We start from the raw sequence: 24450 nt of genomic DNA on the forward strand, positions 1-24450 counted from the left end.
CTACGCGCCTACATCGAGGGCTGGAACAAGCGCGCCCACCCCTTCGTCTGGACCAAGACCGCAGACGAGATTCTCAAGAAGGCCAACCGTCCAACAACTTCAAATCCGCGCCACTAGCTGGCGTGCCGTCGTCGGGTGCTTCTGCGGTGCAGCTGACACTGATCGTCGAGACACCGGCGGCAGGAATCGGTGGGTTCCAGATTAGGCACGTACCTCGCGGAAAAATATCCAGACTATGCTGAAGTGCTCGGAGTAAAGGTCGACTAGATGCAGAGGGTAGCCTGTTGAGCGTCACTGTTGCCCGGGTGGCGATCGACCTGGTCGCGGTTATTGCGCTCACGATCCTCGTCGTCAGGTCGGTTCCATTCTTGACCCGCAAGGCTCTGTGGTATGCGGTAGGTGGCATCATCGCTCCCCTGGCCACTTATCTCTTCCTTAGTAGCGCAGGTTATCGAGGAACAATATCCTTGGATCTCGCATACGCAGCACTGGTGTTTGTCGCCGGCGTGAAGTCGCGCGGTCAGATCTGGAAGTTCTTTCCTGCTGCCTACCGAAGTCGCCGGGCGCAACGGGATGGAGGACCCCGGGTGCAGATGGGCCTCTGCGACTTGGCCCTCTTCCTGCTGGCCTTCCTTGCTTTGGAGCAGTTTGTTGGCCTAGGAGTCATCTAAGCGAACCTCGCCAGGTCCGAAGCGAAGGTTGAGCGATAGAACTCGTCGGTCAACTCCTCGGCCCATGGAGATTTCTCCGAATATGAGAATTTCTGTCAACTTGTGAGGTGCCGCGCAACGTGGGAGGGTCGCCGGGTGGCCCTGACCCTGCGTGAGCGCAACCGGATCCGGGTGCGCCGCGACATCCAGGACGCGGCCTGGACGCTGTTCGCCGAGCGGGGGTTCGCGGCGGTCACGACCGAAGAGATCGCCGCGGCGGCGGGGGTCTCGACGAGCACCTACTTCCGCTATGTCGCGGCCAAGGAGGACCTGCTCCTCCAGCCGCTGCTCGTGAGCAGCGCGGAGATCGTCGCGACGTACGCCGCCCGCCCGGACGACGAGCCGGTCGCGCCGGCGTTGGCCGCGGTGATCCGTGAGCGGAGCGCGGAGGTGCCCGACGTGGAGCTGCGGCGCTGGCGGGCGGCGATGCGGACCGCGCCGGAGCTGGCCGCACGGGTCGTCCTGATCGCCGACGACGACCGCGCCGCGCTGGTCGCGCTCGCCGCCGGCCGGATGGGCGTGCCCGACGACGACGTCCGGGCGGGTGTGGCCGTCCAGGTCGTGCTCGCGGCGGCCGAGTACGCCTACCGTCGTTGGCTGGCTGCCGAGGATCAGTCGTTGCTGGCGTTGATCGACGCGGCGTTGGACGAGGTCGTGTCCGGCGCCTGGCGCTGAGCCGGGAGCGCGGGCTCCCAGGCGAAGCCGTCGGGGTCGCTCGCGGCGGCACCGCCGTCGGACAGGGTGATCCGGTGCGAGCCGCTGCCCTCCATCGCGACGCCGGCGTCCTTGGCCAGTGCCTTGCGGCTGAGCAGGCCGAGGGTCACCGCACCCCCGCCGGGCTCGAACTCGACGTACTTCTTGCCGAAGCTCTTCGCGACGCCGAAGCCGCGCTCGACGTAGAAGCGCTTGCTCGCCGCCACGTCGTCCGCGCCGAGGAGCAGCACGATGCTCTCGATCTCCCGGGTGACCGGACGGGTGTTCTTCTTCGACGAGCTGACCACCTTCCAGATCGCGCCGTCGGGTGCGCGGAGTACGCCGCCGTAGCCCCAGAGGGACTTGGTGACCGGCTTGATCGTGGTCGCGCCGGCGTCCAGGGCGCTCGCGACCAGCCCGTCGACGTCGGCCGGCTGGGCCATGGTCAGCGAGATGTGGAAGCCGCGGAAGCCGTCGGTCGGCGACTGGCCGGCGCGGAAGGCGAGAGGGAGGTCCGGCCCGAAGGCGCGGGCGTAGAAGTCGCGGGCGGCGGCCGGGTCGGCCACCTCGAGGGTGAGGGTGTCGATGGAGTTCATGCCCCCGACGCTAGGCCTGCCGGCACCCCGCTGCTTCTCGATTCCTGACGACCTCCCGGAAGGGCCGGCGGGAAGGACCGTCCGGGCGGGTCAGGCCGGGAGGTCGTAGGCCGTGCGGGCGTTGTCCGCGAAGAACCGGGCGCCCTCCGCGGCGCTCGCCAGCTCGCCGACCAGCGGCACGATCGCGGCCAGCAGGTCCGGGTGCCGGACCCGACGGGCGTCGATCGGCATGTTCGAGCCGAAGAGGAGCCGGTCCCAGCCCCACGCCGCGACGGCGCCCTCCAGCCAGGGCCGGAGGGTCGCGCCGGTGACACTCGGCAGCACCATGCCGAGACCGGAGAACTTGCACACCCAGTCGGTCCCCTCGGCCGCAATCCGCATCGCGTCCCGCCAGGTGGCGTGCCCGCCGGGGCTGAGATCCTGCGGCGAGCCGAGGTGCTCCAGCACGACCCGCAGGCCGGGCCGCGCGGCCAGGACCGACCCCCAGGCGGGCAGTGATCCGGGAGTGGCGACCAGGTCGAAGACCAGCCCGCGCTCGGCCAGCCAGTCCAGGATCGGCGCGGTGGCGGGGGCGTCCGGCTCGAGTCCGGGGAAGACCCGGATCCCGCGGAGGTGGTCGTACGCCGCCTGCCGGTCCAGGTGCGCGACGAGCTCCGCGGCGGGGAGATCCGGGTCGACCGTGCCGATCGAGACGATCGGCACGGGAGCGGTGTCGAGCTCCGCGGCCAGCCAGCGCGCCTCGTCGAGATAGGCGTGCGGTGCCGAGCTCGCCGCCACGTGCACTAGGCCGGCCAGGGTGACCGTCGGGTGATGCCCGGCGAAGTCGGCGTACCGGTGCCGCTCGAGCAGCCACGGACTCGCCGTCGCCTCGGCGAAGGCGTGCAGGCGCGGGTACCAGGGGTTCGCGGCCGGATCCCAGAGGTGGGCGTGGGCGTCGACGATCGTCGGCCGGGAGGTGCTCATGGGGGTCTCCGTGGGTCGGGGCGGCCGGGCGGCGCGGGTCGTCCGGTGCCGCTGTCCGGTGTCGGAGGACTTGCTATCACGCGTCCGGACGACGACGGTCCCGGCCGCCGAGGGGCGACCGGGACCGTGGGCTCCGCTGCTTAGCCTCGATCCGTGGAAGGCCGCCTACTACGCGGCTCCACAGCGGCGTGCTGGCGGCGTTGCAGCCGCTCAACAGTGCAACCAGACTGCCCTCGCGTCTGCGCCTTGCCATCACACCCCTGTGGTGCCGCTCGCTACGGCGCCCTTCCACGGATCCAGGCTCAGGCGGCGGTGGCCCTGAACCTGCGCAGCCGCAGGCTGTTGGACACCACGAACACCGACGAGAACGCCATCGCGGCACCGGCCAGCATCGGGTTGAGCAGTCCGGCGGCGGCCAGCGGCAGGGCGGCGACGTTGTAGGCGAAGGCCCAGAACAGGTTGCCCTTGATCGTGGCCAGGGTCCGGCGGGAGAGCCGGATCGCGTCGACCGCGACCTGCAGGTCGCCGCGGACCAGGGTGAGATCGCTGGCCTCGATGGCCACGTCGGTGCCGGTGCCCATGGCCAGGCCGAGGTCGGCCTGGGCGAGCGCGGCGGCGTCGTTGACGCCGTCGCCGACCATGGCGACGACCTTGCCCTCGCCCTGCAGCCGCTTGACGACGTCGACCTTGTCGGCCGGCAGTACGTCGGCGATGACGTCGACCTCGTCGATGCCGACCTCGGCGGCGACGGTCCGGGCCACGACGGCGTTGTCACCGGTCAGCAGGACCGGCCGCAGGCCGAGCTCGCGCAGCTGGGCGATGGCGGTGGCCGAGGTCGGCTTGATCGCGTCCGCGACCACGACCACCCCGCGGGCCCGCCCGTCCCAGCCCACCGCGACCGCCGTACCGCCGGTGCGCTGGGCGTCCTCGAGCGCCGAGGTCAGTTCGGGGGAGAGGTGCTGGGACCACTCCTCCAGCAGCCGCGGTCGCCCGACCAGGACGGCGTGGCTCGCCCCCTCCGCCGGATCCGTGCCGTCGAGCAGGACGCCCTGGACTCCGAGCCCCTCGACGTTGGCGAAGTCCTCGACCGCCGGCAGGTCGCCGTGCTGCTCGCGCGCGGCGTCGGCGATGGCCCGGGCGATCGGGTGCTCGGAGGCGTCCTCGAGCGCGCCGGCGTACCGCAGGACCTCGGCGGCGTCCTCGCCCTCGCCCGCGATCACGTCGCGCAGCGTCATCTTGCCGGTGGTGACCGTGCCGGTCTTGTCCAGCACGACGGTGTCGACCGACCGGGTCGACTCCAGCACCTCGGGCCCCTTGATCAGGATGCCGAGCTGGGCGCCGCGTCCGGTGCCGACCATGAGGGCGGTCGGCGTGGCGAGGCCCAGGGCGCACGGGCAGGCGATGATGAGGACGGCGACCGCGGCCGTGAACGCCGCCGCGAGGCCGTTGCCCGTGCCGAGCCAGAAGCCGAGGGTGCCGGCCGCGAGCACGATGACGATCGGCACGAAGATGCCGGAGATCCGGTCGGCCAGGCGCTGGACCTGGGCCTTGCCGTTCTGGGCGTCCTCGACCAGGCGCGCCATCTGGGCGAGCTGGGTGTCGCCGCCGACCCGCGTGGCGCGGACGACCAGCCGGCCGCCCGCGTTGACGGTCGCGCCGACCACCGGGTCGCCCTCGCCGACCTCGACCGGCACCGACTCGCCAGTGAGCATCGAGGCGTCGACCGCGGAGCTGCCGCGCTCGACGACGCCGTCGGTCGCGATCTTCTCTCCCGGCCGTACGACGAAGAGGTCGTCCACCGCGAGCTGCTCGACCGGCACCTTGGTCTCGGTGACGCCGTCGGGCCCGAGGACCGCGACCTCCTTGGCGCCGAGCTCGAGCAGCGCCTTGAGCGCCGCGCCCGCCCGCCGCTTCGAGCGTTGCTCGAAGTAGCGGCCGGCCAGGATGAACGTCGTGACGCCCGCGGCGGCCTCGAGGTAGATGTTGCCGCTGCCGTCGCTGCGCTCGATGGTGAGCTCGAACGGGTGGGTCATGCCGGTCACGCCGGCGGTGCCCCAGAACAGCGCGTAGAGCGACCAGCCGAGCGCGGCGAGCGTGCCGAGCGAGATCAGCGTGTCCATGGTGGACGTGCCGTGACGCAGGTTGGTCCACGCCGCCTTGTGGAACGGCCAGGCCCCCCACACCACGACCGGCGCGGCCAGCGTCAGCGAGAGCCACTGCCAGTTGTCGAACTGCAGCGCCGGCGCCATCGCCATCGCGATGACCGGCACCGAGAGGACTGCCGAGACGACCAGGCGGTTGCGCAGCGGCGCGATCGGGTCGGCCTCGTCACCGGCGCCGTCCGCACCGCCCTCGGCGGACGGCGGCTTGGGCAGCGCGGCGCCGTAGCCGGCCGCCTCGACCGCCGCGACGAGCGCGTCGGTCGAGACGCCCTCGGCGTAGGAGACCTTCGCCTTCTCGGTCGCGTAGTTGACCGTCGCGGTGACGCCGTCGAGCTTGTTGAGCTTGCGCTCGATCCGGTTGGCGCAGGAGGCGCAGGTCATCCCGGTGAGAGCGAGCTCGACCTGCTGCTGGGTGGGGTCAGTGTGCGTGTCCACTGCTCTCTCCGTGCTCCTGGGGCTTGCTCTCCCCCGTGCCACCGGCGGTGACGGTGAACGCCGCGGTGCGGACGACGCCGTCGTGCTGGAAGTCGAGGTAGAGGTGGTAGGTCCCGGCGCTCGGGACCGCGGTGTGGAAGACGACGTCGGGACCGGGCTCCGTCGTACCGTCGCCGGGCTCGCCGTCCGGGTGGACGTGGAGGTAGGCGAGGTCGCCGGAGCGCAGCGCGACCAGGTGGCCGTAGGCGCCGAGGTAGGGCTGCAGGTCGGTGACCGGCTTCCCGTCCCTGCTGACGCTGAGCGTGAGCTTGGCGTCCGCGCCGGCGTCCAGGTCGCCGTCGAGGGTGACCTCGTAGCCGTCGACGGTCGCGGTGCGACTCTCCTGCGCCGGCGGCGCGGCCTCGTAGCTGCCGTCGACCGCGAGGTCGGTGCCCAGCGTGAGCGCCTCGCCGTCGGTGGCCTTGAAGTCCGCGAACAGCCGCCACGTGCCGGGCGTGAGCGCCAGGTCGACCGACCAGGTGCCACCGCTCAGGGTGGGGTGGACGTGCTGGAAGCCGCTGAAGTCGCGGCGCACGGCGATCAGGTGGAGCTGCTTCTCGTGCTGCACGTCGTACGACGTCACGGGGGCGCCGTCGGGGCCGCTGATGCTGAAGCTCACCGGAACCGCGTCACCCGGGTTGGCCCGGGCCCGGTCGAGGGTGAGGGTGTAGCCGTCCTGCGATGTCATGAGTCCTCCTGGGAGCTCGGTCTCCGTCTCGGCGGAGTCCGGCGAGGCGTCGCCCGCGGGGGCGGCGTCGGCGTGGGTGTCGTGGCCGGGCGAGTCGGCGTCGCTGGCGGCGACGGGTCCGACCGCCCGACCCACGAGAAGGGCGATGCCGAACACCACGGCCGCGACGACGCCGAAGCCGGCGAGCCGCGTCGGGGTGTTCATGCGAGCTGGTAGCCGGCCTCCTCGACGGCCGCCTTCACGGCGGACTCGTCGAGGGGAGCGGCGCTGAGGATGGTGACCGCACCGGAGGGCAGGTCGACCGTGACGTCCTGGACGCCCGCGATCTCCTGCACCTCCTCGGTGACGGAGGCGACGCAGTGGCCGCAGGTCATCCCGGTGACGGTGAAGGTCTGGGTGGTGGGGGCGGGAGTGGTCATCGGTCTTCCTTTTCGTTGGAGAGTCGGTCAGGAACGGACCAGGCGGGCGATGGCGTCGGAGGCCTCCTTGAGCTTGATCGCGGCCTCCTCACCCCCCTCTTGGGCGGCGTTCACGACGCAGTGCGCCATGTGCTCGTCGAGCAGGCCGAGGGCGACGGACTGGAGGGCCTTCGTCATGGCGGAGACCTGGGTGAGGATGTCGATGCAGTACTGCTCCTCCTCGACCATCCGCTGCAGCCCCCGAGCCTGGCCCTCGATGCGGCGCAGCCGCTTGAGGTAGTCGTCCTTGGTGCGATTGGCGATGTAGCTGTGCTGGTGCTCCGCGCCGGATCCGGTGTGTGCCATGGCTCTGTCCTTCGTGTGCTGGGGTTCGACCTGCCTGAACAGGATACCCCCCTGCGGTATTCCGTGGTAGCGTCCTGACTCGCCTCAAACCATACCCCCCTAGGGTATGAAGTCAAGTCGGAAGAAGGAGAGACCTCAGATGTCAGTCACGACTGCACCAGCGACCGATCGGCGCTGGCTCGGGCTCGCGGTCATCGCCGCTGCCCAGTTCATGGTGATCATGGACACCTCGATCATCGGTGTCGCGCTGCCGGAGATGCAGCGGGAGCTGGGCTTCACGCCCGAGAACCTGTCCTGGGTGTTCAACGCCTACGTCGTCGCGTTCGGCGGCCTGCTCCTGCTCGGCGGGAAGGTGTCGGACGTCTTCGGCGCGCGCAACGTCTTCGTCGCCGGCTGGCTGGTCCTGGCCGCCGGCTCCCTGGTGGCGGCCGTCGCCGGGAACGTCGAGGTCGAGCTCGCCGGCCGAGCGATCCAGGGCGCGGGGGCGGCGCTCATCGCACCGGCCGCGCTGACCCTGCTGATGATGCTGTTCGGCAGCGAGCCGCGCGAGCTGACCAAGGCCCTCGCCCTGTACGGCGCCGCCGCTCCCGCCGGCGGCACGGCAGGTGTCTTCCTCGGTGGTGTGATCACCGAGTACCTCAGCTGGCCGTGGCTGTTCGCCATCAACATCCCGATCGCGGTACTGATCATCGCCCTGGTGCCCGCCTCGATGCCCGGTGGACGCTCCGCCGGCTCGCGACGCGTCGACCTCGTCGGCGCGGTCACCGTCACCGCCGGTCTCGCCGCCGTGGTGTACGCCGTCGTCCAGGCACCCGAGGTGGGTTGGGGCGCCGCGCGCACCTGGTGGGTCCTCGCCGCGGGCGTCGTGCTCATCGGGGCGTTCGTCGCTCAGCAGGCGCGCGGTCGCGACCCGCTGGTCCGGCTCGGCATCTTCCGGGCGCCCGACCTCGCCGCGGCGAACCTCGCCCAGCTGCTGCTCGGCGCGGCGTGGATCCCGATGTGGTTCTTCCTGAACCTCTACCTCCAGCAGGTGCTCGGCTTCACCGCCTTCCCCAGCGGCGCCGCCCTGCTGCCGATGACGCTGCTGATCATGGTCGGGATGGTCGTGCTGGCGCCGCGGGTGCTCGCCGTGATCGGTGCCCGAAGCGCCACCGTGACCGGTCTGGCCCTGCTCGCCGTGGGCATGGGGTGGCTGGCGATGATCGATCCGGACGGCAGCTACGCCGTCGACGTACTGCCGGCCTCGCTGGTCGCCGCGCTCGGCATGTCGCTCGCCTTCATCCCCACCCTCGGCACCGCGATCTCGGCCGCGCCGCCGGAGGAGGGCGGACTCGCCTCGGGCATCGTCAACACGAGCTACCAGATCGGCTCCGCGCTCGGTCTCGCGGTGATGACCGCGATCGCCGCCGCCGCGGGTGCCGACCGGCTCGGCGACCCGGCCGCCCTGACGGAGGGGTACTCCGCCGCCTTCGTGGGTGCCGCGGTGGTGGCCGGCGTCGGTGCCCTGGCCGCCGGTGCGCTGATGCGGGGCAACCGGTCGTGACCGGCCGGGACGTTCTCAAGGTCGCCGCCGCGTGCGCACTGCGCTGCGCGGCGGCGGCCCTGGCCGGATCGGTCGTGCGAGCATCGGGAGGTGGAACCGGTCCGTGTCCGACGTCGCCGTGCGGATGATCTGCCGGCTCTGGCCGAGGTGCTGCTCGCCCAGCAGCCTATGACGCGCTACCCGTTCCGGGACCCGTTGCCGATGCCCGTCGAGCAGTTCCTCCATGCGGACGACGCCTTGTCGGCGTGGACCGCGGAGCTCGGCGGCCGCCCGGTCGGCCACGTGTGCCGGACCGGGCCGGCCGCCGGTTTCCACGACGCCGCTGCGCTCAACGATGCGTGCGCCGATGCCCATGGTTGCCCCGTCGACGCCCTCGGCTGGGTGAGCACCCTGTTCGTCGGCGCCGACGCGCGCGGGAGGGGATTGGGCGAACTGCTGCTCGACGCGATCGTCGGCGACATCCGCGCGGCCGGTCTCCGCCCGTGCCTCGAGGTCCTGCCGATGCGCCCCGCGGCGCTGGCCCTCTATCGCCGGAGCGGATGGACCGAGGTGCTCACGCTGCGGCCGGCCTGGCTGCGCGAAGCAGCCGGGGAGGAGGGCCCGGACGTCGTGGTGATGGTGCTGCGTGCGGGCGTCTCGCCGGACCGCCGCCGGCGCGGATCTGCGGACCACTCCTCGGACCACGCCTGCCCACCCGTGCGGTGACCGGCGGTCGACTTCTAAGATCCCGCCATGGATGAGTCCCGATGTCCTTTCCGTTCACCTGTCGCGCCGCGGGCAGGTGAACGGCGATGATCGACACCCAGACCTTCTTGAACCTCGGCCTCGTCGTGGCCTTCGTCCTCGTCGGCGGCGTCTTCGCGGCCACCGAGCTGGCGCTCGTCTCGCTGCGGGACTCCCAGGTCAACCAGCTCGCGCAGCGCGGCGCCCGCGGCCAGCGGGTCGCCGCGATCGCTCGCGATCCCAACCGCTTCCTGTCGGCGGTCCAGATCGGGGTCACCCTCGCCGGCTTCTTCTCGGCGGCGTACGGCGGATCGACTCTCGCGCCGGACGTGGCGCCCTACCTCGTCGACCTGGGACTCGGGCCGGATGCCGCGGACACGGTCGCCCTGGTCGTGATGACCCTGCTGATCGCGTATCTCTCGCTGGTGCTCGGCGAGCTGGTCCCCAAGCGGCTCGCGCTGCAGCGCGCCGCCGGGGTGGCGATGCTGACCGGGCCGGTCCTCGACCGGTTCGCGACCGTGATGCGCCCGGTCATCTGGTTGCTCTCCGTCTCCACCAACGCCCTCGTGCGGCTGCTCGGCGGTGACCCCGACGCGACGTCGGAGGAGGTGAGCAAGGAGGAGCTGCGCGAGATCGTCGCCAGCCACGAGGGCCTCGCGGTCGAGGAGCGGCAGATCCTCGGCGACGTCTTCGCCGCGACCCGGAGCAACCTCAAGGAGGTCATGCGGCCGCGTGGTGACGTCGCCTTCGTGCGCGGCAGTATGCCCCTGGCCGAGGCCGCGGCGTGGGTGGCCGACCAGCCGTACTCCCGCTTCCCCGTGATCGGCGAGGACTTCGACGACATCACCGGCTTCGTGCACGTGCGCGACCTGCTCGGTGACCACGGCACGCACCGGATGGTCGACGACGTCCGCCGCGACGTCCTGCACCTGCCCGGGACCAACAAGGTGCTGCCGACGGTCGTGCTGCTCCGCAAGGAGGGGACGCACCTGGCGATCGTCGTCGACGAGTTCGGCGGCACCGACGGCATCGTGACCCTCGAGGACCTGGTCGAGGAGATCGTCGGCGACATCCGCGACGAGTACGACCAGGAGCCCGACGGCCTCCTGGTCCGCCGCTCGGGCGGTCCGGCGGGTCCCACGTTCGTATCGGGCGGGCTGACCATCGAGGACGTCGCCGAGGAGACCGGCGTCGAGCTCCCGGACGGCGACTACGAGACGGTGGCGGGCTACCTGCTCGCCCGGCTCGGCCGGGTCGCCGAGGTCGGCGACAGGGTCGAGGTCGGCGGCGCCCTGCTGCGGGTGGCCGCGGTCGAGGGGCGGCGGATCACGCAGGTCGAGATCGACCTGGAGCCGTCCGCGTCCGGGGGTCAGGCCGACGGACCCGACGGCGGTTCGACCGACGTGGCCGATCAGCGCGGCTGATCCACACCGCCCGACGGCAGGAGTCCCCAGCGCTCCGCGAGCACGGCCGCCTCGGTGCGGTTGCTCGCCGCCAGCTTGCGCAGGATGCTCTCGACGTGGGTGGTCACCGTGCGCGGAGCGAGCACCAGCTCCTCGGCGATCTGCGCGTTCGACAGGCCGTCGCGGATCAGAGCCAGCACCTGACGCTCCCGCGCGCTGAGCCGAGCGGCGTCGAAGCGGGCGAGGATCGCCGCCCACGCGGTCAGGACCGGTCGTACGGCGAGGATCGCGGCCCTGGTCTCGGCGCCGATCAGCGGGTCCCGCACGCTGACGTGCAGCAGCGCGATGCTGCGTCCCGTCGGTGACAGGAGCACGATCGAGGTCCCGTTGCGGAACCCGGCCGGGCCGTAGACGGACTGGGCCTCGTAGCTCTCCCGGAAGTGCGGCAGGTCCTCCCAGCAGTGCATCCGCTCCGGCTGGCGGAAGATCTGCCGGAGACCGTCGCAGTGACGGGTGTAGCGGGCAGTCAGGTGGTGCCGGGCGGTCTCGGGCGGGTACTCGAGGTTGAGCATCTCGCGATGGGAGCCGTCCTCGGCCGAGACCGCCATCAGCCCGATGGCGGAGGCCTGGGTGCTCCGCAGCATGTACTCCCCAAGTCGACGGCACTTGTCGCCGGCCGAGGTGGCCGAGGCCAGCTCGACGAGATCGTCGAAACTCGTGTGATACACGTCACCCAGTGTAAGGGTCCATTGTTTCGACCGCATTGCCGTCGCGTGCGATCGGCTGCGCTGGTGTGACGCGATTCCGGTGACGCCTCAGAAAAGGACCATTTCTGAGTCCAATTACGTCGATCTACCGATACCGGTGGCCCGGCGGCTCTCCTACGGTCTCGTCCAACGGCCCCGGGATCGGGGCCACGGGATACCGAGGAGAGACCATGCGCCGCACTTCCTCCCGCTGGATCGCCGTCGTGACCAGCCTGCTCGCCGCCGGGGCGGGCCTGACCGCCTGCAGTCAGGAGAGCACGTCCCTGGCCGGCTGCGAGACGTCGTACACGATCGGCTTCAGCCACCCCGTGGGCGAGGCCGCGGCCCCGAAGGCGATCAAGCGGATGGCCGCCGAGTACGCCGAGGAGAAGGGCTGCATCGAGTTCCTCCTCGACAACACCACGGCCAGCAACCTCGAGAGCCAGCGGGCGACGGTGGAGGGCTGGATCACCCAGAAGGTGGACGCCATCCTGCTCTTCCCCGTGGACCCCTCGGCCTTCACCAATCTGCAGAGCCAGGCGCAGGAGCAGGACATCAAGTGGCTGACCTACGCCTCTCCGATGGAGGGTGAGGACGGTGGCGTCGGCTTCGACAGCGAGCAGGCCGGGACGATCGTCGCCGACGACATGTCGGCCTGGATCGAGGAGCACCACCCGCACGGCGGCATCTCGGCCGCGATCACCACGCTCAAGGCACTCACCACGATCACCGGCCGCTGGGAGAAGCCCGAGGCCGCCCTGAAGCAGCTCGACGTCCCCGTGGTCTCGATGCAGGACTGCGCCGACCAGGCCTGTGGTCTGCAGATCGCCGAGGACGCGCTGCGGGAGAACCCGGACCTCCGGGTGTTCATCGGGCTCAACGACGATGCCGCGCTCGGCGCCCAGAAGGCCTTCGAGAACGCCGGTCTCAGCGCCGACGACGTCTACATCGCCGGCTCCGACGGCGCTCCCGAGGCGCTGGAGAACATCAAGGACCCGGGTGAGGGGGCCTTCCGCACCACGGCCGCGCTCGAGGTGCTCTCGCTGGCCCACGACATCGTCGACAACTCCCTCGCGGCGATCACCGGCGACGGTGAGACGAGCTCGCTCACGCCGGCCGTGCTGGCCAAGACCGGTGACGACGCGACCATCGACGAGCTGCTCGGCCAGCTCAACGGCTGACGCGGCGGCCGACATGCACGGGGAGACGGCCCTGCCGGGTCTGAGGATCGAGGACCTCCACAAGTCGTACGACGCGAACCGGGTGCTCAAGGGCATCGACATCGTCTTCGGCTTCGGCGAGGTGCACGCACTGCTGGGTGCCAACGGAGCGGGGAAGTCCACGCTCCTGGGCTGCCTGAGCGGGGCCGTCCACCCCGACCGCGCCACCATCACGATCGGGGAGGAGCGCTACGAGGGCTTCACCCCCCGCCGGGCCTTCGACGCCGGCATCGCGATCATCTACCAGCACTTCCAGCTGATCGGGCCGCTGTCGGTCGCCGACAACATCTTCCTGGGCCGCGAGCTGCGTCGACCGGGGGGTGCGGTCGATCGCCGTCGCCAGGAGCGGGAGGCGAGCGCCGTCCTCGGTGAGCTGGGTCTCGACCTCGACCCACGCGCTCCCGTCGAGGGGCTCAGCGTCGGGGCCCAGCAGATGGTCGAGATCGCCCGCGCGGTCCGGCTCGAGCCGCGCGTGCTGATCCTCGACGAGCCGACCGCGGCGCTCGGCGCCCACGAGGTGGAGGCGCTGCTGGCCCTGGTCCGCCGGCTCGCCGCACGCGGGATCGCCGTCGTCTACGTCACCCACCTGCTCGGCGAGGTGCTCGAGGTCGCGGACCGGGCGACCGTCCTGCGCGACGGTCTGGTGCACTGGACGCGTCCGCGGGCCGAGCTCGACCTGGCCGACCTGGTCGAGGGCATCTCGCCGGACGCGGCGATCGAGCGTGGACGCGACCGCACGACCGTCGGTGACGAGGTCGTGCTGCGGCTGGCGGACGTGGCGTCCGGCTTCACCGGTCCGGTCGACCTCGAGGTGAGGTCGGGTGAGGTGGTGGGCCTCTTCGGCCTGCTCGGCTCGGGACGCACCGACCTGCTCGAGTCGATCGCCGGTGTGCGGCCGCTGCGCACCGGCGCGCTGGAGCTCGACCACGCCCCGGCCCGGCTGGGCTCGCCCCGCGCCGCGCAGCGGGCCGGGGTCGCGCTGGTGCCGTCGGACCGCAAGGCCCAGGCCCTCTTCGGGAGCATGAGCGCGCTCGAGAACATGCTGATGCCGCACCTCGGCCGCCTCGCGGGCCGCCGGACCGTGCGCAGCCGCCGTCGGGAGGACCGGGTCTTCTCCCGGATGGTCGACACGGTCGACCTGGTGCCACCCGTGGCCGCCCAGCCCGCCGACGGCTTCTCGGGCGGCAACGCCCAGAAGATCGCCGTGGCGCGGTGGACCTGCGGGCTCGGGCGTCCGCGACTGCTGCTGCTCGACGAGCCCACCCAAGGGGTCGACATCGGCGCCCGCCACGACATCTATGCCCTGGTCCGGTCCTGGGCGGCCGAGGCCGGTGCCGCCGTGCTCTTCGCGACCAGTGACCCCGAGGAGGTCGTGGCCCTGGCCGACCGGGTCGTCGTCCTGGTCGAGGGACGGGTCGTCCACGTGGGACCCGCCGATCTCGCGGAGTCCGCCCTGGTCGCCCTCGCCCAACCCGCCGCCACCGAGAGGAGCGTCGCCTCGTGACGACCCCGCCCACCACCCTGGCCGCCCCGTCCGAAGCCGCGCTGCCGCGCCGTCGTACGTCGCGCACGAGCGCGGTCGTCGGCTGGGTGATGCCGTCCGCGACGGTGCTGCTGATGGCGTACTTCTCGGTCGCGACCAGCAACTTCCTGACCTTCGACAACCTGGCAGCCGTGCTCACCCAGAACGCGGCGGTCTTCATCGTCGCGGCCGCGGCGGCGATGCTGTTGATGGCCGGGTACGCCGACCTGTCGGTCGGCTCGATGATGGCGCTCGCCGGCGTCAGCGCCGGCCTGGCGTTCACCGAGCACGGGGTGGTCGCCGGTCTGGTCGTCGGGCTGCTGGTCGGCCTGGTGGTCGGCACCCTCAACGGTGTCTTGATCGGCGTCTTCGAGATGTCCCCGATCGTGGTGACGCTCGGTGGCCTCGCCGCGTGGCGCGCCCTGGCGCAGTACCTCGCCCCCGACTCCGTCTTCGGCTTCCCCGACGCCGTCGGGGACTTCGCGATCGGCCGCTTCCTCGGCCTGACCTGGATCGCCTGGATCGCGATCGTCGTGTGCGTCGTCGCGGTCGCCGTGATGGCGCTGCTCCCGCTGGGGCGCCACATCCAGGCGATCGGCGTCAACGCGCGCGCCGCCTTCCTGGTCGGCATCAGGGTCAAGGGAACGGTCCTGGCCCTGTACGCCGTCGTCGGTCTCGCCGTGGGGCTCGCGGCCCTGCTCCAGATCGCCCGCCTCGACAGCGCGCCGTCCGGCACGCTGGGCGTCGGGTTCGAGGTCACCGTGCTCACCGCGGTCCTGCTCGGCGGGATCCCGTTCACCGGCGGGCGGGGCAGCATGTGGCGGGTCCTGGTCGGCGTCTGGCTGATCGCGGTCCTGAAGAACGGACTCACCCTCCTCAACTACGGCCCCGAGGTCGCCGGCATGGTCACCGGCGCCGTCCTCGTCGTGGCCGCCGCGCTCGAGGCCGTGGCCGTCGCCGCGCGCCGGCGCGGCTGATCCTCGCTCGTCCCGTACCCGTCCTCTCGGAAACCAAGGAGCCTCCCCATGTCCACCCTCCCGGTTCGTGCCTACACCGACGCCCTGTCCTACGAGCGCGGCCAGACGCTGCGACTGCACGTCGACGCCACCTCCCCCGTCGCGGTCCGGCTCGTCCGGATGCGCAGCGCGGACGCCGGCGACACCGCGCTCGACGAGGACGTCGCGTGGTCGGCGGCAGGCTCGTACGACGCGTCGCCGCAGGAGACCTGTGTCGGCTCGTTCCTGCTCGGCGAGCTCGCGCCGGCGGCCCCGGACGGCACCCCGACACTCAGCCTGGGCGCCTTCGTGTGGTCCGCCGACCACGCGGCGGCTCCGGTCCAGGCGCTGGTGTCGCTGGCCGGCGGACCGACCCTCGCGCTGCACGACGGCTGCCCGACGGTCGTGGACGAGGCCGGGACCGTGCTCGTCACGGGGCCGCGCCTGAACGACCACACCTGGCACCTCGTGGTGGCCAGCCTCGAGCCGGGCGCGGCCCGGATCACGGTCACGGCGGTGGACCGGGTGCGCGGCCGGACCGACGAGGTGGTGGCCGACGGGTCGTTCGGTCCCTTCGTGCCGCGCGGCCCGGTCACCGTCGGCGCGCGCGACGGCCGCGACGTCGTACCCGGGGAGAACGGGGCGCGCGGTCGGGCGCAGGACGGGTTCAACGGCAAGCTGGAGGACCCGTTCGTCTGCGTCGCCGCGATCAGCGCGGCCCAGGCGGCTGCGGTCGTCACCGGCGATGTCGAGCTCTCCGACCTCGAGCTGGTCGCCGCCTGGGACCTCTCCTTCCGGCACGGCGAGGAGCCGTCGCTGGCGGCTGCGGTCGCTGCTCGGCAGCCGCACGGCACGCTGGTCAACGGTCCTGCCCGCGGCGTCACCGGTCGGCGCTTCACCGGTCGTGCGCTCGACTTCAACGACGCTCCCGCGGAGTACGCCGCGGCGCACTTCCACAGCACCGACCTGCTGGACGCCGGCTGGGACGAGGCCCTCGAGGCGGCACTGCCCGAGGACCTGCCGAGCGGCGTCTACGGCGTCGTCGTGGAGAACGAGGACGGTTCGGACGTCGTACCGATCACCGTCGTGCCACGGGCCGAGGACCCGCGGAGCAAGGTGCTCGTGGTCCTGCCGACGCTGACCTACCTGGCCTATGCCAACGAGGCGCTCTTCAACGGGCTCGACCCGAGCGCGATGACCGACCAGGAGGTGGTCGTCGAGTCCGCGGACCACGCCCACGTCGGTGACGCGTCCTTCGGCCTCTCGATGTACGACACCCACCCCGACGGCAGCGGCGTGATGCTGTCGTCCGCCCGTCGTCAGATCGTCAACATGCGGCGCGGCTACCGGATGTGGCTGGTGGACGCGGGCCGGTCGTTCTCCTCGGACATGTACCTCGTCGAGTGGCTCGCCCGGCGCGGCATCGACTGCGACGTGGTCACCGACCTCGAGGTGCACGAGCGGGGGGCGGCGTACCTCGCGCCCTATGCCGCCGTGATCTCCGGCTCCCATCCGGAGTACACCACGGAGGAGATGCTCGACGGCCTCCTGGAGTACCGCGACGCCGGCGGCGGGCTGCTCTATCTCGGCGGCAACGGCTGGTACTGGGTGACCGGTCTCCTCAGCACCGCGCCGCTCGTCGCCGAGATCCGTCGTGGCCACGCCGGCATCCGTTGCTGGGAGTCCTACCCCGGGGAGCTGACCCTGATGTCGACCGGGCTGCCGGGCGGGCTGTGGCGGCACCGTGGGCGTGCCCCGCAGGTGCTCTCCGGGGTCGGCTTCGCCGCCCAGGGCTGGGGGCGCTCCGAGCCGTACCACCGGGCCGAGGCGGCCTCCGACCCGCGGTGGTCCTGGGTCTTCGAGGGGGTGGAGGAGGATCCGATCGGTGCGTACGGCGCCGTCATGGGGGGCGCGGCCGGAGACGAGATCGACCGCGCCGACGTCAGCCTGGGCACGCCCGAGCACGCCGTCGTGCTGGCCTCCTCGCGCGGCCACTCGAACTTCTACCAGCGGGTCCTGGAGGAGATCGGCATGAACCTGCCCGACCACGGCGGTGGTGAGCAGGACCCCGAGGTCCACGCCGACATCGTCTACTTCCGTACCCCCGGGGGCGGCGAGGTGTTCAGCACGGGCTCGATCGCGTGGTCGGGTTCGCTGCTGGAGAACGGCACCGAGAACGGCGTCTCGCGGATGACCGAGAACGTCATCGACCGCTTCGTCGCCACGCGAGCCGGGACCTGACTCCGTCGAGAGCCGCCGGGCCGGATCCCGCTCGATAGCCTGGTGGCGTGACGACCATCGATCCCCTTCCAGCGGGCGCGCGCATCCTGCACGTGGGTCCACACAAGACCGGCACCACCGCACTGCAGAGCAGCCTGCACCAGGCGCGCGGCGAGTTGGAGGCCCAGGGCGTCCGGTACCTGTCGCGCGGGCGGCACGACGCGTCCGCCGCGCGCTGGGTGACGCGTCGACTCGTCGTGGGATCGGACGCGGCCGCGGCCGAGCGTCGCTGGGAGCGGGTCGTGGCCGAGCTCCGCTCGCCCGGTCCGCACCGGCGGCTGTTCAGCAGCGAGTTCCTCTCCGACGCCACCGACGACCAGGTCGACGAGATCCTCGACCGCATCGGTCGTGAGGATCTCTGGGTGGTGGTCACCCTGCGGCCGTTGGCCCGCATCCTGTCCTCGCAGTACCAGCAGGGACTGCAGAGCGGCGGCCGCCGTGGGTACGACGAGTGGCTGCGCTCGATCTTCGATCCCGAGCACCCGCGCCCGGCTCCCCGTCAGTTCTGGCTGCGCCACCGCCACGACGCGCTGGTGACGCGTTGGGCCGAGCGGATCGGGACGGACCGCGTCGTCGTGGTCGTTCTCGATCCCACCGATCGACAGTTCCTGCCCCGCGCGTTCGAGGACCTGCTGGGGCTGACCACCGGCACCCTGGCGGCCAAGGAGGCGCTGGAGAACCGATCGCTCACCGCCGCGGAGGCGGAGGTGATCCGGCAGTTCAACGTCCAGTACCGCGGGGCCGGCCTGCGCCCCGAGTCGCATGCGCGGGTGTTGATCGACATCGGCAACCACCTCAAGGGCCGCGTCCCTCGCAGCGACGAGGTTCGGATCGTGACCCCCGACTGGGCCGTCGTCCGAGCCAACGAGGTGGCCGCCGAGATGGCCGACAACATCCGCGCCCTCGACGTACGGGTCCACGGCGACCTCGCGTCCCTGACCGCGGTCCCCCTCACCGGCGCCGACGCGACGGTGGTCCCCGCGGAGGTTGATCCCGATCTCGCCGCCCGGGTGGGCGTCGGCGTGGCGGCGGGCCTCCAACGGACCGGCCGGGCAGCCGCTCCCGGCGCAGCCGCCCCGGTGGGCGCAGCGCGCGTGGGGGCAGCGGGCTGGTTGGCCCGCCGGGTCCGCCGTCGCTGAGCCGATGCTCAGGCCAGCCGGGACAGCCGGTGCGCCTCCTCGAGCAGCAGTCGGCCCAGCGCCGGCTGCCGGTCGGCCCGGAACCGCTGCTCGACGCCGGTGAGGGTCAGCGCCCACTCGGGGCGCCCGGCCTTGTCGAAGACGGCGGCGGCCATGCCCCAGGAGCCCTCGACGACGTGGCCGGCGTTGAGGGACCAGCCGGTGCGCCGGGTGGCGGCGAGGCGCTTGCGCACGCGCGTCTCGGCGTGCTGCGGCCCCCACTCGGCGGTCGGGTCGGAGCGGGTGAAGAAGGCGTCCACGTCGCGGGCGGGCAGGTGGGCGAGGATCGCGAGGCCGGCCGAGACGACCGCGAGCGGGAAACGGGCACTCTCGTAGAGGACGTAGGAGCGGACGGGGAAGTCGCCGTCCTCGCGGAGCAGGACCACCACCTCGTCGCCGCGCCGCACCGAGAAGAACGCGCTCTCGCCGGTCTCCTTCGCCAGCCGGTGCACGCTCGCCCGCGCCTCGTTGGTCAGGTCGTAGCGGGCCGCGGCTGCCACGCCGAGGACATAGGTCTCGGGGCCGAGGTACCAGCGTCCGGTGGTGGGGTCGCGGTCGGCGAGCCCCTCGGTGGCGAGCGACTCGAGCAGCCGGTGGGTGGTCGCGCGGGGTTGCCCGGTGCTCGTCGCGAGCTCGGTGGTGGTCGCGCCGGACTCGGTGGCGGAGAGCGCACGCAGCAGCGCGGCGGCCTTCTCGACGACTCCGGGTGCCCGTTGCACGTCTCGATGGTACGTCCACTCAGTGGACGCCGACAATCGTGGGCATCCGCCGAGTGATCACTTCCTTGTCCTCGGGGGGTGGCGAGCGGTGAACTGGGGTCATCCGGTGAGCAGACGAGCAGGAGTGCGCGATGAGGAAGCTGGCGGCGGATCCGCGGACAGCGGTGGCCGAGCGGGTCCGGGACGGGATGACGATCGCGGTCGGAGGGTTCGGCCTCTGCGGCATCCCGCGTGACCTGATCGAGGCGGTGCGCGACAGCGGCGTGCGCGACCTGACGATCGTCTCCAACAACATGGGCGTCGACGGCAAGGGCCTGGGCGTGCTCCTGGAGAACAGCCAGGTGCGCAAGGTGATCGCGTCGTACGTCGGTGAGAACAAGCTGTTCGCGAAGCAGTACCTCGACGGCGCGCTCGAGGTGGAGTTCTGCCCGCAGGGCACCCTCGCCGAGCGGCTGCGGGCCGGCGGCTCCGGCATCGCCGGCTTCTACACCCGCACCGGCGTCGGCACCGAGGTCGCCGAGGGCAAGCCGCACGAGACCTTCGACGGCGAGACGTTCGTCCTCGAGCGCGGCATCGTCGCCGACCTCGCGCTGGTCCACGCCAACACCGCCGACGCGGAGGGCAACCTGCGGTACCGCGCGACCGCGCGCAACTTCAACCCGCTCGTCGCGATGAGCGGGCGGGTCTGCATCGCCGAGGCCGAGACCGTCCTCGACGGCTTCCTCGACCCCGACGAGGTGATGACGCCCGGCATCTTCGTCGACGTCACCGTCCTCGCCAGCGACCGACCCAAGGACATCGAACAGCGCATCGTCCGCCCGCGCATCGACGCGGCGGCCGACGCCGGAGTGGGAGCCTGACATGCCCTGGACCCGTGAGAAGATGGCGGCCATCGCCGCCCGCGAGCTCAACGACGGTGACTACGTCAACCTCGGCATCGGCATCCCCACGCTCGTCGCCGACCACCTGCCGCCGGGCGTCAACGTGATGCTGCAGAGCGAGAACGGCCTGCTGGGCATGGGCCCGTTCCCCTACGAGGGCGACGAGGACGCCGACCTCATCAACGCCGGCAAGCAGACGGTGACGACCGCGCCGGGCGCGTCCTTCTTCGACTCCGCCACCAGCTTCGCGATGATCCGCGGCGGTCACGTCGACATCGCGATCCTCGGCGCGCTGCAGGTCGCCGCCAACGGCGACCTCGCCAACTGGACGGTCCCCGGCAAGCTGGTCAAGGGCATGGGCGGCGCGATGGACCTGGTCGCCGGCACCCGCCGCGTCGTCGTCATCACCGACCACGTCGCCAAGGACGGCACCCCCAAGATCGTCGAGCAGTGCACCCTGCCGCTGACCGGCGCCGGCGTGGTCGACCGGATCATCACCGACCTCGCCGTGCTGGACGTGATCGACGAGGGCCTGGTCCTCGTCGACGTCGCCCCGGGCACCGACGCCGACAAGGTCCGCGAGCTCACGGGTGCGCCGCTGCGGGATCCTGCTGCCTGAGCACGTCCTTGATCTCGGTCTTGAGCACCTTGCCGACCTTCGAGCGGGGCAGGTCCTCCCAGACCTCGACCTGCTTGGGCGTCTTGACGCTGCCGATCCGCTCCTTGACGAAGGCCTGGACGTCCTCCGGCGTGGCCGTCTGACCCGGCCGCAGCTGGAGGACGGCGGTCAGCCGCTCGCCCCACTTCTCGTCCGGCAGGCCGACCACGGCGCAGTCGGCGACAGCGGGGTGTGCCATCAACGCCTGCTCGACCTCGGTCGAGTAGACGTTGAAGCCGCCAGTGATCACCATGTCCTTGGCCCGGTCGACGATGTGCAGGAAGCCCTCGTCGCCCGGGTCGTCGCTGAGGTAGCCGACGTCGCCCGTGTGGTGCCAGCCGTACGCCGAGGCCTCCGCGGTCGCGTCCGGGTCCTTGAAGTAGCCCCGCATCACCAGCGAGCTGCGGACCACGATCTCCCCGCGCTCGCCAGGAGGCAGCCGCGTGCCGTCGGCGTCCATGATGGCGACCGTGACCAGCGGTGCGGGTCGCCCCGCCGATGACAGCCGCTCGGCGGCGATCGTCCCGTCGGGGCGGAAGTGGTCGTGCGGCGCCATCGTGGAGATCATCATCGGCGCCTCGGTCTGGCCGAACAGCTGGGCCATGACCGGACCGATCCGGGTGAGCGCCTCCTCCAGCCGGCGCGCCGACATCGGCGCGGCGCCGTACCAGAAGCACTGCAGGGACGAGAGATCCGTCGTCTCCAGCGCGGGGTGGTCGAGCACCATGTAGATCAGCGTCGGCGGCAGGAAGGTGTGCGTCACCCCGTGCTCGGCGACCGCCGAGAGGAAGCCGCCGATGTCGGGCGTCCGCATGATCACGATCGACCCGCCCGACGCCAGCACGGGGAAGCAGAGCACGCCGGCCGCGTGGGTCAGCGGCGCCAGCGCGAGGTACGCCGGCCGAGCGGGTCGCTCCGGCCACGGGTAGCTCATCAGCGTGATCGCGGTCATCGTCTCGAGATTGGCACCGGTCAGCAGCACGCCCTTGGGCCGGCCGGTGGTGCCGCCGGTGCCGACGATCATGGCGAGGTCGTCGTCGGCCGGGCGGTCGACCGGCTCCGTGCCGAAGGCCAGGAACTCCTCCCAGCCCAGCGCCCCGTCGAGGTCGCCGTCGAGACATACCAGCGTCGTCAGGGCGGGCAGGTCGCCGCGGATCTGGTCGACCAGCCCGGCGTACGACGACTGGAAGATCAGCGTGGTGCACGCGAACAGGTCGAGCAGGTCGCGGTTCTCGGCCGCCTCGTTGCGCGGGTTGACCGGGCACCAGACGGCGCCGGCGCGGCTGATCCCGAACACGCAGGTGAAGGCCACCGGGTCGTTGGACGCGAGGATCGCCACCTTGTCCCCCGGGGCCACACCCCGCCCCGCGAGGGCGGACGCGATCCGGTCGGCGAGGCCTCCCACCTCGTCGTAGGACCACGTCCGCCCGTCGCAGACCAGGCAGGGCGCGTCGGCCCCCAGCGACGCGCCCTTGTCCAGGTAGTCGACCAGCCGCACGGCGCCGACCTCAGCCCTCGACCGTCAGCACGGGTTCGGCGACGAGGCCGAACGCGCGCAGCTGGCCCAGCAGCTCGCGGTGGCCGAACGCCTTGCATCCCGACGCGAAGCCCACGCGCAGCGGCGGCTGCTGCAGCAGTGAGTACGCCGCGAAGGCCTGCAGCAGCCCGGTCTGCTTGTAGTTCTGGTTGCCGTGGATCACGCAGTGCGCCCGGCCGAGCGGGCCGGAGGCGTGCACCGAGTCGAGGGACTTGTTGAGGCGCGGGTTCTCCCGCGGCGGCATCTGGTTCATCACCTGCGCCGCCGTGGCGGTGAGCGCCTCGTCTCGCTCGGCGTCGGTCATGTCCTTGGTCGCCTCGAGTGCGCCCGCGACGATCTGCGGGACCCCGTGCATCAGGGCCGCGTTGAAGACGCCGCCCTGCGCCTTGCAGTTGGCCACCCGCGGGTCCTTGCGGTACCAGACCGGGTGAGACGTGCCGCCCCACGGCAGCGAGAGGGCGAGCTCGTGCTGGCCGGGGACGACGAGCGGGACCAGGCCCTGGGTGGGGTCGAACTCGACGTACTGGTTCTGCTGGAGGTAGTGGGCCCTCGACGTCGCGGCGTTGACGAGGATCGTCTGGGTCGACGCGATCGTGGGGGAGCCTCCCCAGAAGACCGCGATGTCGAGGGTGTCCAGGCCCGGCCGCTCGAGGCACAGCTCGGCCGCGATCTCGCCGGTGGTGTACATCTGCGCGATGCCGGGGGAGAGCAGCAGGCCGGCGGCCGCGAAGTCGGCGCCCCACCGGTCGTCGCAGGTGATCAGCCAGTCCTGCTCGCCGGTGGTGTCGAGGTAGTGGGTGCCGGCGGCGAGGCAGGCCTCGACCACCTCGGGGCCGTACTTGCTGAACGGGCCGACCGTGTTGCACACGACGGAGGCGCCGCCGAAGAGCTCGGTGAGCGCCTCGACCGAGTGCTCGACCTCGACGATGTCGTAGTCGGCGGTCTCGATGCCGGGGACGTTGGCCTCCATCGAGGCCTTGAGCTTGTCGGCGGAGCGGCCGGCGGCGACGAACGGGACGCCGAACTCGCGCAGGTACTCGCAGATCAGCCGGCCGGTGTAGCCGGAGGCGCCGTAGACGACGACGGGCTTGGTGGTGGTGGTCATGGTGCTCACATCCCCATTCCGCCGTCGACCGGGAGGCCGGCGCCGTTGACGAACCTGGCTCGGTCGGAGGCCAGGAAGACCACGGCGTCCGCGATCTCCTCCTCGGTGGCGAGCCGGCCCGACGGGGTCAGGCCGACGACGCCGGCGACCGCCTCCTCCGCAGAGGGGAACAGGCCCAGGGTGGTCATCTCGTCGGCCAGGCCGGCCCCCATCTCGTTGGGGATCAGGCCGGGGTAGACGCAGTTGACCCGCACGCCGAGGCCGAGCTTGCCGCTCTCCATCGCCGCGATCCGGGTGAGCCGGTCGACCGCGGACTTGGAGGCGGAGTAGGCGGAGATCGCCGGGAATGCGATGTTCGCCGCGACCGAGGCGATGTTGATGACGACGCCGCCCTTGCCCGCGGGGCCGTTCGGGCCCATGGTCCGGAAGGCGTGCTTGATGCCGAGTGAGGTGCCGACGACGTTGACGTCGAGGATCCGGCGGACGACGTCGGGGTCGAGGTCGAGGAACAGCCCGGCGATCTCGATGCCCGCGTTGTTGACCACGATGTCGAGCCCGCCGGCCTCGCTGACGGCCTGCGCGACCGCGGCCTCCCAGGAGGCGTCGTCAGTGACGTCGAGGTGGACGTAGCTGCCGCCGATCGCCTCGGCGACGGCCTTCCCTTTCTCGTCCTGCAGGTCGGCGACCACGACGTGCGCACCGGCGGCGGTGAGGAACTCGGCGAACTTCCGGCCCAGCCCCTGGGCGCCGCCGGTCACCAGTGCCGTGCGTCCGGCCAGCTCGGCCGTGGTGGTTTCGGGGGAGGTCATGGATGCGGCTCCTTCGCCGGTCGGTGGGTGATGTGCGCCACACAACCCGCTGTCCTTGACGACTGTCAAGAGTTCTCTGGA

23 protein-coding genes and 1 pseudogene are annotated in these 24450 nt (G+C 71.7%); 13 read left to right on the top strand and 11 right to left on the bottom strand.

Annotated features, from left to right (window positions below; genetic code table 11):
* The 3 genes and pseudogenes from RB608_RS20945 to RB608_RS20955 all read left to right on the top strand — a co-directional run.
* Positions 1-117, top strand: a pseudogene (locus tag RB608_RS20945) (IS630 family transposase); the annotation flags it as partial.
* Between the two features lie 188 nt (positions 118-305).
* The gene (locus RB608_RS20950; RefSeq protein WP_308090001.1) at positions 306-671 is read left to right on the top strand and encodes a hypothetical protein; all 366 of its coding nucleotides are present in this window, start codon (positions 306-308) and stop codon (positions 669-671) included.
* A gap of 135 nt (positions 672-806) precedes the next feature.
* Positions 807-1385 (top strand): TetR family transcriptional regulator, encoded by a 579-nt coding sequence (locus RB608_RS20955; protein WP_308090002.1) that lies wholly within the window; start codon positions 807-809, stop codon positions 1383-1385.
* On the opposite strand, the gene RB608_RS20960 is transcribed toward RB608_RS20955, so the two are convergent.
* The 6 genes from RB608_RS20960 to RB608_RS20985 form a co-directional block, all read right to left on the bottom strand.
* Entirely contained in the window at positions 1322-1999 is a 678-nt protein-coding gene (locus tag RB608_RS20960) for a glyoxalase (protein WP_308090003.1), read from the bottom strand. The genes RB608_RS20955 and RB608_RS20960 overlap by 64 nt on opposite strands.
* Before the next feature lie 90 nt (positions 2000-2089).
* The gene (locus RB608_RS20965; RefSeq protein WP_308090004.1) at positions 2090-2962 is read right to left on the bottom strand and encodes an amidohydrolase family protein; all 873 of its coding nucleotides are present in this window, start codon (positions 2960-2962) and stop codon (positions 2090-2092) included.
* Positions 2963-3264: 302 nt separating this feature from the next.
* On the bottom strand, positions 3265-5505 hold the full coding sequence (locus RB608_RS20970) for a heavy metal translocating P-type ATPase (protein ID WP_308090178.1): 2241 nt from the start codon (positions 5503-5505) through the stop codon (positions 3265-3267).
* A gap of 37 nt (positions 5506-5542) precedes the next feature.
* Positions 5543-6490 carry a hypothetical protein gene (locus RB608_RS20975; RefSeq protein ID WP_308090005.1) on the bottom strand — a complete coding sequence of 316 codons (948 nt, stop codon included), beginning with the start codon at positions 6488-6490 and terminating at the stop codon, positions 5543-5545.
* On the bottom strand, positions 6487-6705 hold the full coding sequence (locus tag RB608_RS20980) for a heavy-metal-associated domain-containing protein (RefSeq protein WP_308090006.1): 219 nt from the start codon (positions 6703-6705) through the stop codon (positions 6487-6489). The genes RB608_RS20975 and RB608_RS20980 overlap by 4 nt, the downstream gene beginning before the upstream one ends.
* Positions 6706-6732: 27 nt before the next feature.
* Entirely contained in the window at positions 6733-7050 is a 318-nt protein-coding gene (locus RB608_RS20985) for a metal-sensitive transcriptional regulator (RefSeq protein WP_308090007.1), read from the bottom strand.
* Between the two features lie 139 nt (positions 7051-7189).
* Here RB608_RS20985 and RB608_RS20990 point away from each other — a divergent pair, with 139 nt between their 5' ends.
* From RB608_RS20990 to RB608_RS21000, 3 genes are all read left to right on the top strand, one after another.
* Positions 7190-8593 (top strand): MFS transporter, encoded by a 1404-nt coding sequence (locus RB608_RS20990; RefSeq protein ID WP_308090008.1) that lies wholly within the window; start codon positions 7190-7192, stop codon positions 8591-8593.
* A gap of 90 nt (positions 8594-8683) precedes the next feature.
* On the top strand, positions 8684-9298 hold the full coding sequence (locus RB608_RS20995; RefSeq protein ID WP_308090009.1) for a GNAT family N-acetyltransferase: 615 nt from the start codon (positions 8684-8686) through the stop codon (positions 9296-9298).
* Between the two features lie 86 nt (positions 9299-9384).
* Positions 9385-10740: a hemolysin family protein gene (locus RB608_RS21000; RefSeq protein WP_308090010.1), complete on the top strand. Its 1356-nt coding sequence runs from the start codon at positions 9385-9387 to the stop codon at positions 10738-10740.
* Here the strand turns inward: RB608_RS21000 and RB608_RS21005 are convergent.
* Positions 10728-11447 (bottom strand): helix-turn-helix transcriptional regulator, encoded by a 720-nt coding sequence (locus tag RB608_RS21005; protein ID WP_308090011.1) that lies wholly within the window; start codon positions 11445-11447, stop codon positions 10728-10730. The two genes, RB608_RS21000 and RB608_RS21005, sit on opposite strands and share 13 nt — an antisense overlap.
* Positions 11448-11656: 209 nt before the next feature.
* Here RB608_RS21005 and RB608_RS21010 point away from each other — a divergent pair, with 209 nt between their 5' ends.
* Genes RB608_RS21010 through RB608_RS21030 form a run of 5 tightly spaced genes read left to right on the top strand, consistent with a single transcriptional unit; the run spans position 11657 to position 18621 of the window.
* Positions 11657-12646, top strand: a complete 990-nt coding sequence (locus RB608_RS21010; protein WP_308090012.1) for a sugar ABC transporter substrate-binding protein — start codon at positions 11657-11659, stop codon at positions 12644-12646.
* Positions 12647-12659: 13 nt separating this feature from the next.
* A complete protein-coding gene (locus RB608_RS21015) occupies positions 12660-14189 on the top strand; it encodes a sugar ABC transporter ATP-binding protein (RefSeq protein ID WP_308090013.1) in 1530 nt (509 codons plus the stop codon).
* Positions 14186-15184: an ABC transporter permease gene (locus RB608_RS21020; RefSeq protein WP_308090014.1), complete on the top strand. Its 999-nt coding sequence runs from the start codon at positions 14186-14188 to the stop codon at positions 15182-15184. Before RB608_RS21015 ends, RB608_RS21020 begins: the two co-directional genes overlap by 4 nt.
* A 48-nt stretch (positions 15185-15232) precedes the next feature.
* Entirely contained in the window at positions 15233-17443 is a 2211-nt protein-coding gene (locus RB608_RS21025) for a N,N-dimethylformamidase beta subunit family domain-containing protein (protein WP_308090015.1), read from the top strand.
* 47 nt (positions 17444-17490) lie between these two features.
* On the top strand, positions 17491-18621 hold the full coding sequence (locus RB608_RS21030) for a hypothetical protein (protein ID WP_308090016.1): 1131 nt from the start codon (positions 17491-17493) through the stop codon (positions 18619-18621).
* Between the two features lie 8 nt (positions 18622-18629).
* On the opposite strand, the gene RB608_RS21035 is transcribed toward RB608_RS21030, so the two are convergent.
* On the bottom strand, positions 18630-19379 hold the full coding sequence (locus tag RB608_RS21035) for an IclR family transcriptional regulator (RefSeq protein WP_308090017.1): 750 nt from the start codon (positions 19377-19379) through the stop codon (positions 18630-18632).
* Between the two features lie 131 nt (positions 19380-19510).
* Between RB608_RS21035 and RB608_RS21040 the strand changes: the two genes are divergently transcribed.
* Positions 19511-20239, top strand: coding sequence for a CoA transferase subunit A (locus tag RB608_RS21040; protein ID WP_308090018.1), 729 nt, complete (start codon positions 19511-19513; stop codon positions 20237-20239).
* A 1-nt stretch (position 20240) separates the two neighbouring features.
* Positions 20241-20879, top strand: a complete 639-nt coding sequence (locus tag RB608_RS21045) for a CoA transferase subunit B (RefSeq protein ID WP_308090019.1) — start codon at positions 20241-20243, stop codon at positions 20877-20879.
* On the opposite strand, the gene RB608_RS21050 is transcribed toward RB608_RS21045, so the two are convergent.
* From RB608_RS21050 to RB608_RS21060, 3 genes are read right to left on the bottom strand one after another with little or no spacing between them, the layout of a single operon-like run.
* Positions 20845-22416 carry a long-chain fatty acid--CoA ligase gene (locus tag RB608_RS21050; RefSeq protein ID WP_308090020.1) on the bottom strand — a complete coding sequence of 524 codons (1572 nt, stop codon included), beginning with the start codon at positions 22414-22416 and terminating at the stop codon, positions 20845-20847. The genes RB608_RS21045 and RB608_RS21050 overlap by 35 nt on opposite strands.
* Before the next feature lie 10 nt (positions 22417-22426).
* Positions 22427-23560: a DUF5938 domain-containing protein gene (locus RB608_RS21055; RefSeq protein WP_308090021.1), complete on the bottom strand. Its 1134-nt coding sequence runs from the start codon at positions 23558-23560 to the stop codon at positions 22427-22429.
* 5 nt (positions 23561-23565) lie between these two features.
* On the bottom strand, positions 23566-24369 hold the full coding sequence (locus RB608_RS21060; protein WP_308090022.1) for an SDR family oxidoreductase: 804 nt from the start codon (positions 24367-24369) through the stop codon (positions 23566-23568).
* Positions 24370-24450 lie beyond the last annotated feature (81 nt).

The organism is Nocardioides sp. LHD-245 (genome assembly GCF_030929495.1).
In the GTDB taxonomy this organism is placed as follows: domain Bacteria; phylum Actinomycetota; class Actinomycetes; order Propionibacteriales; family Nocardioidaceae; genus Nocardioides.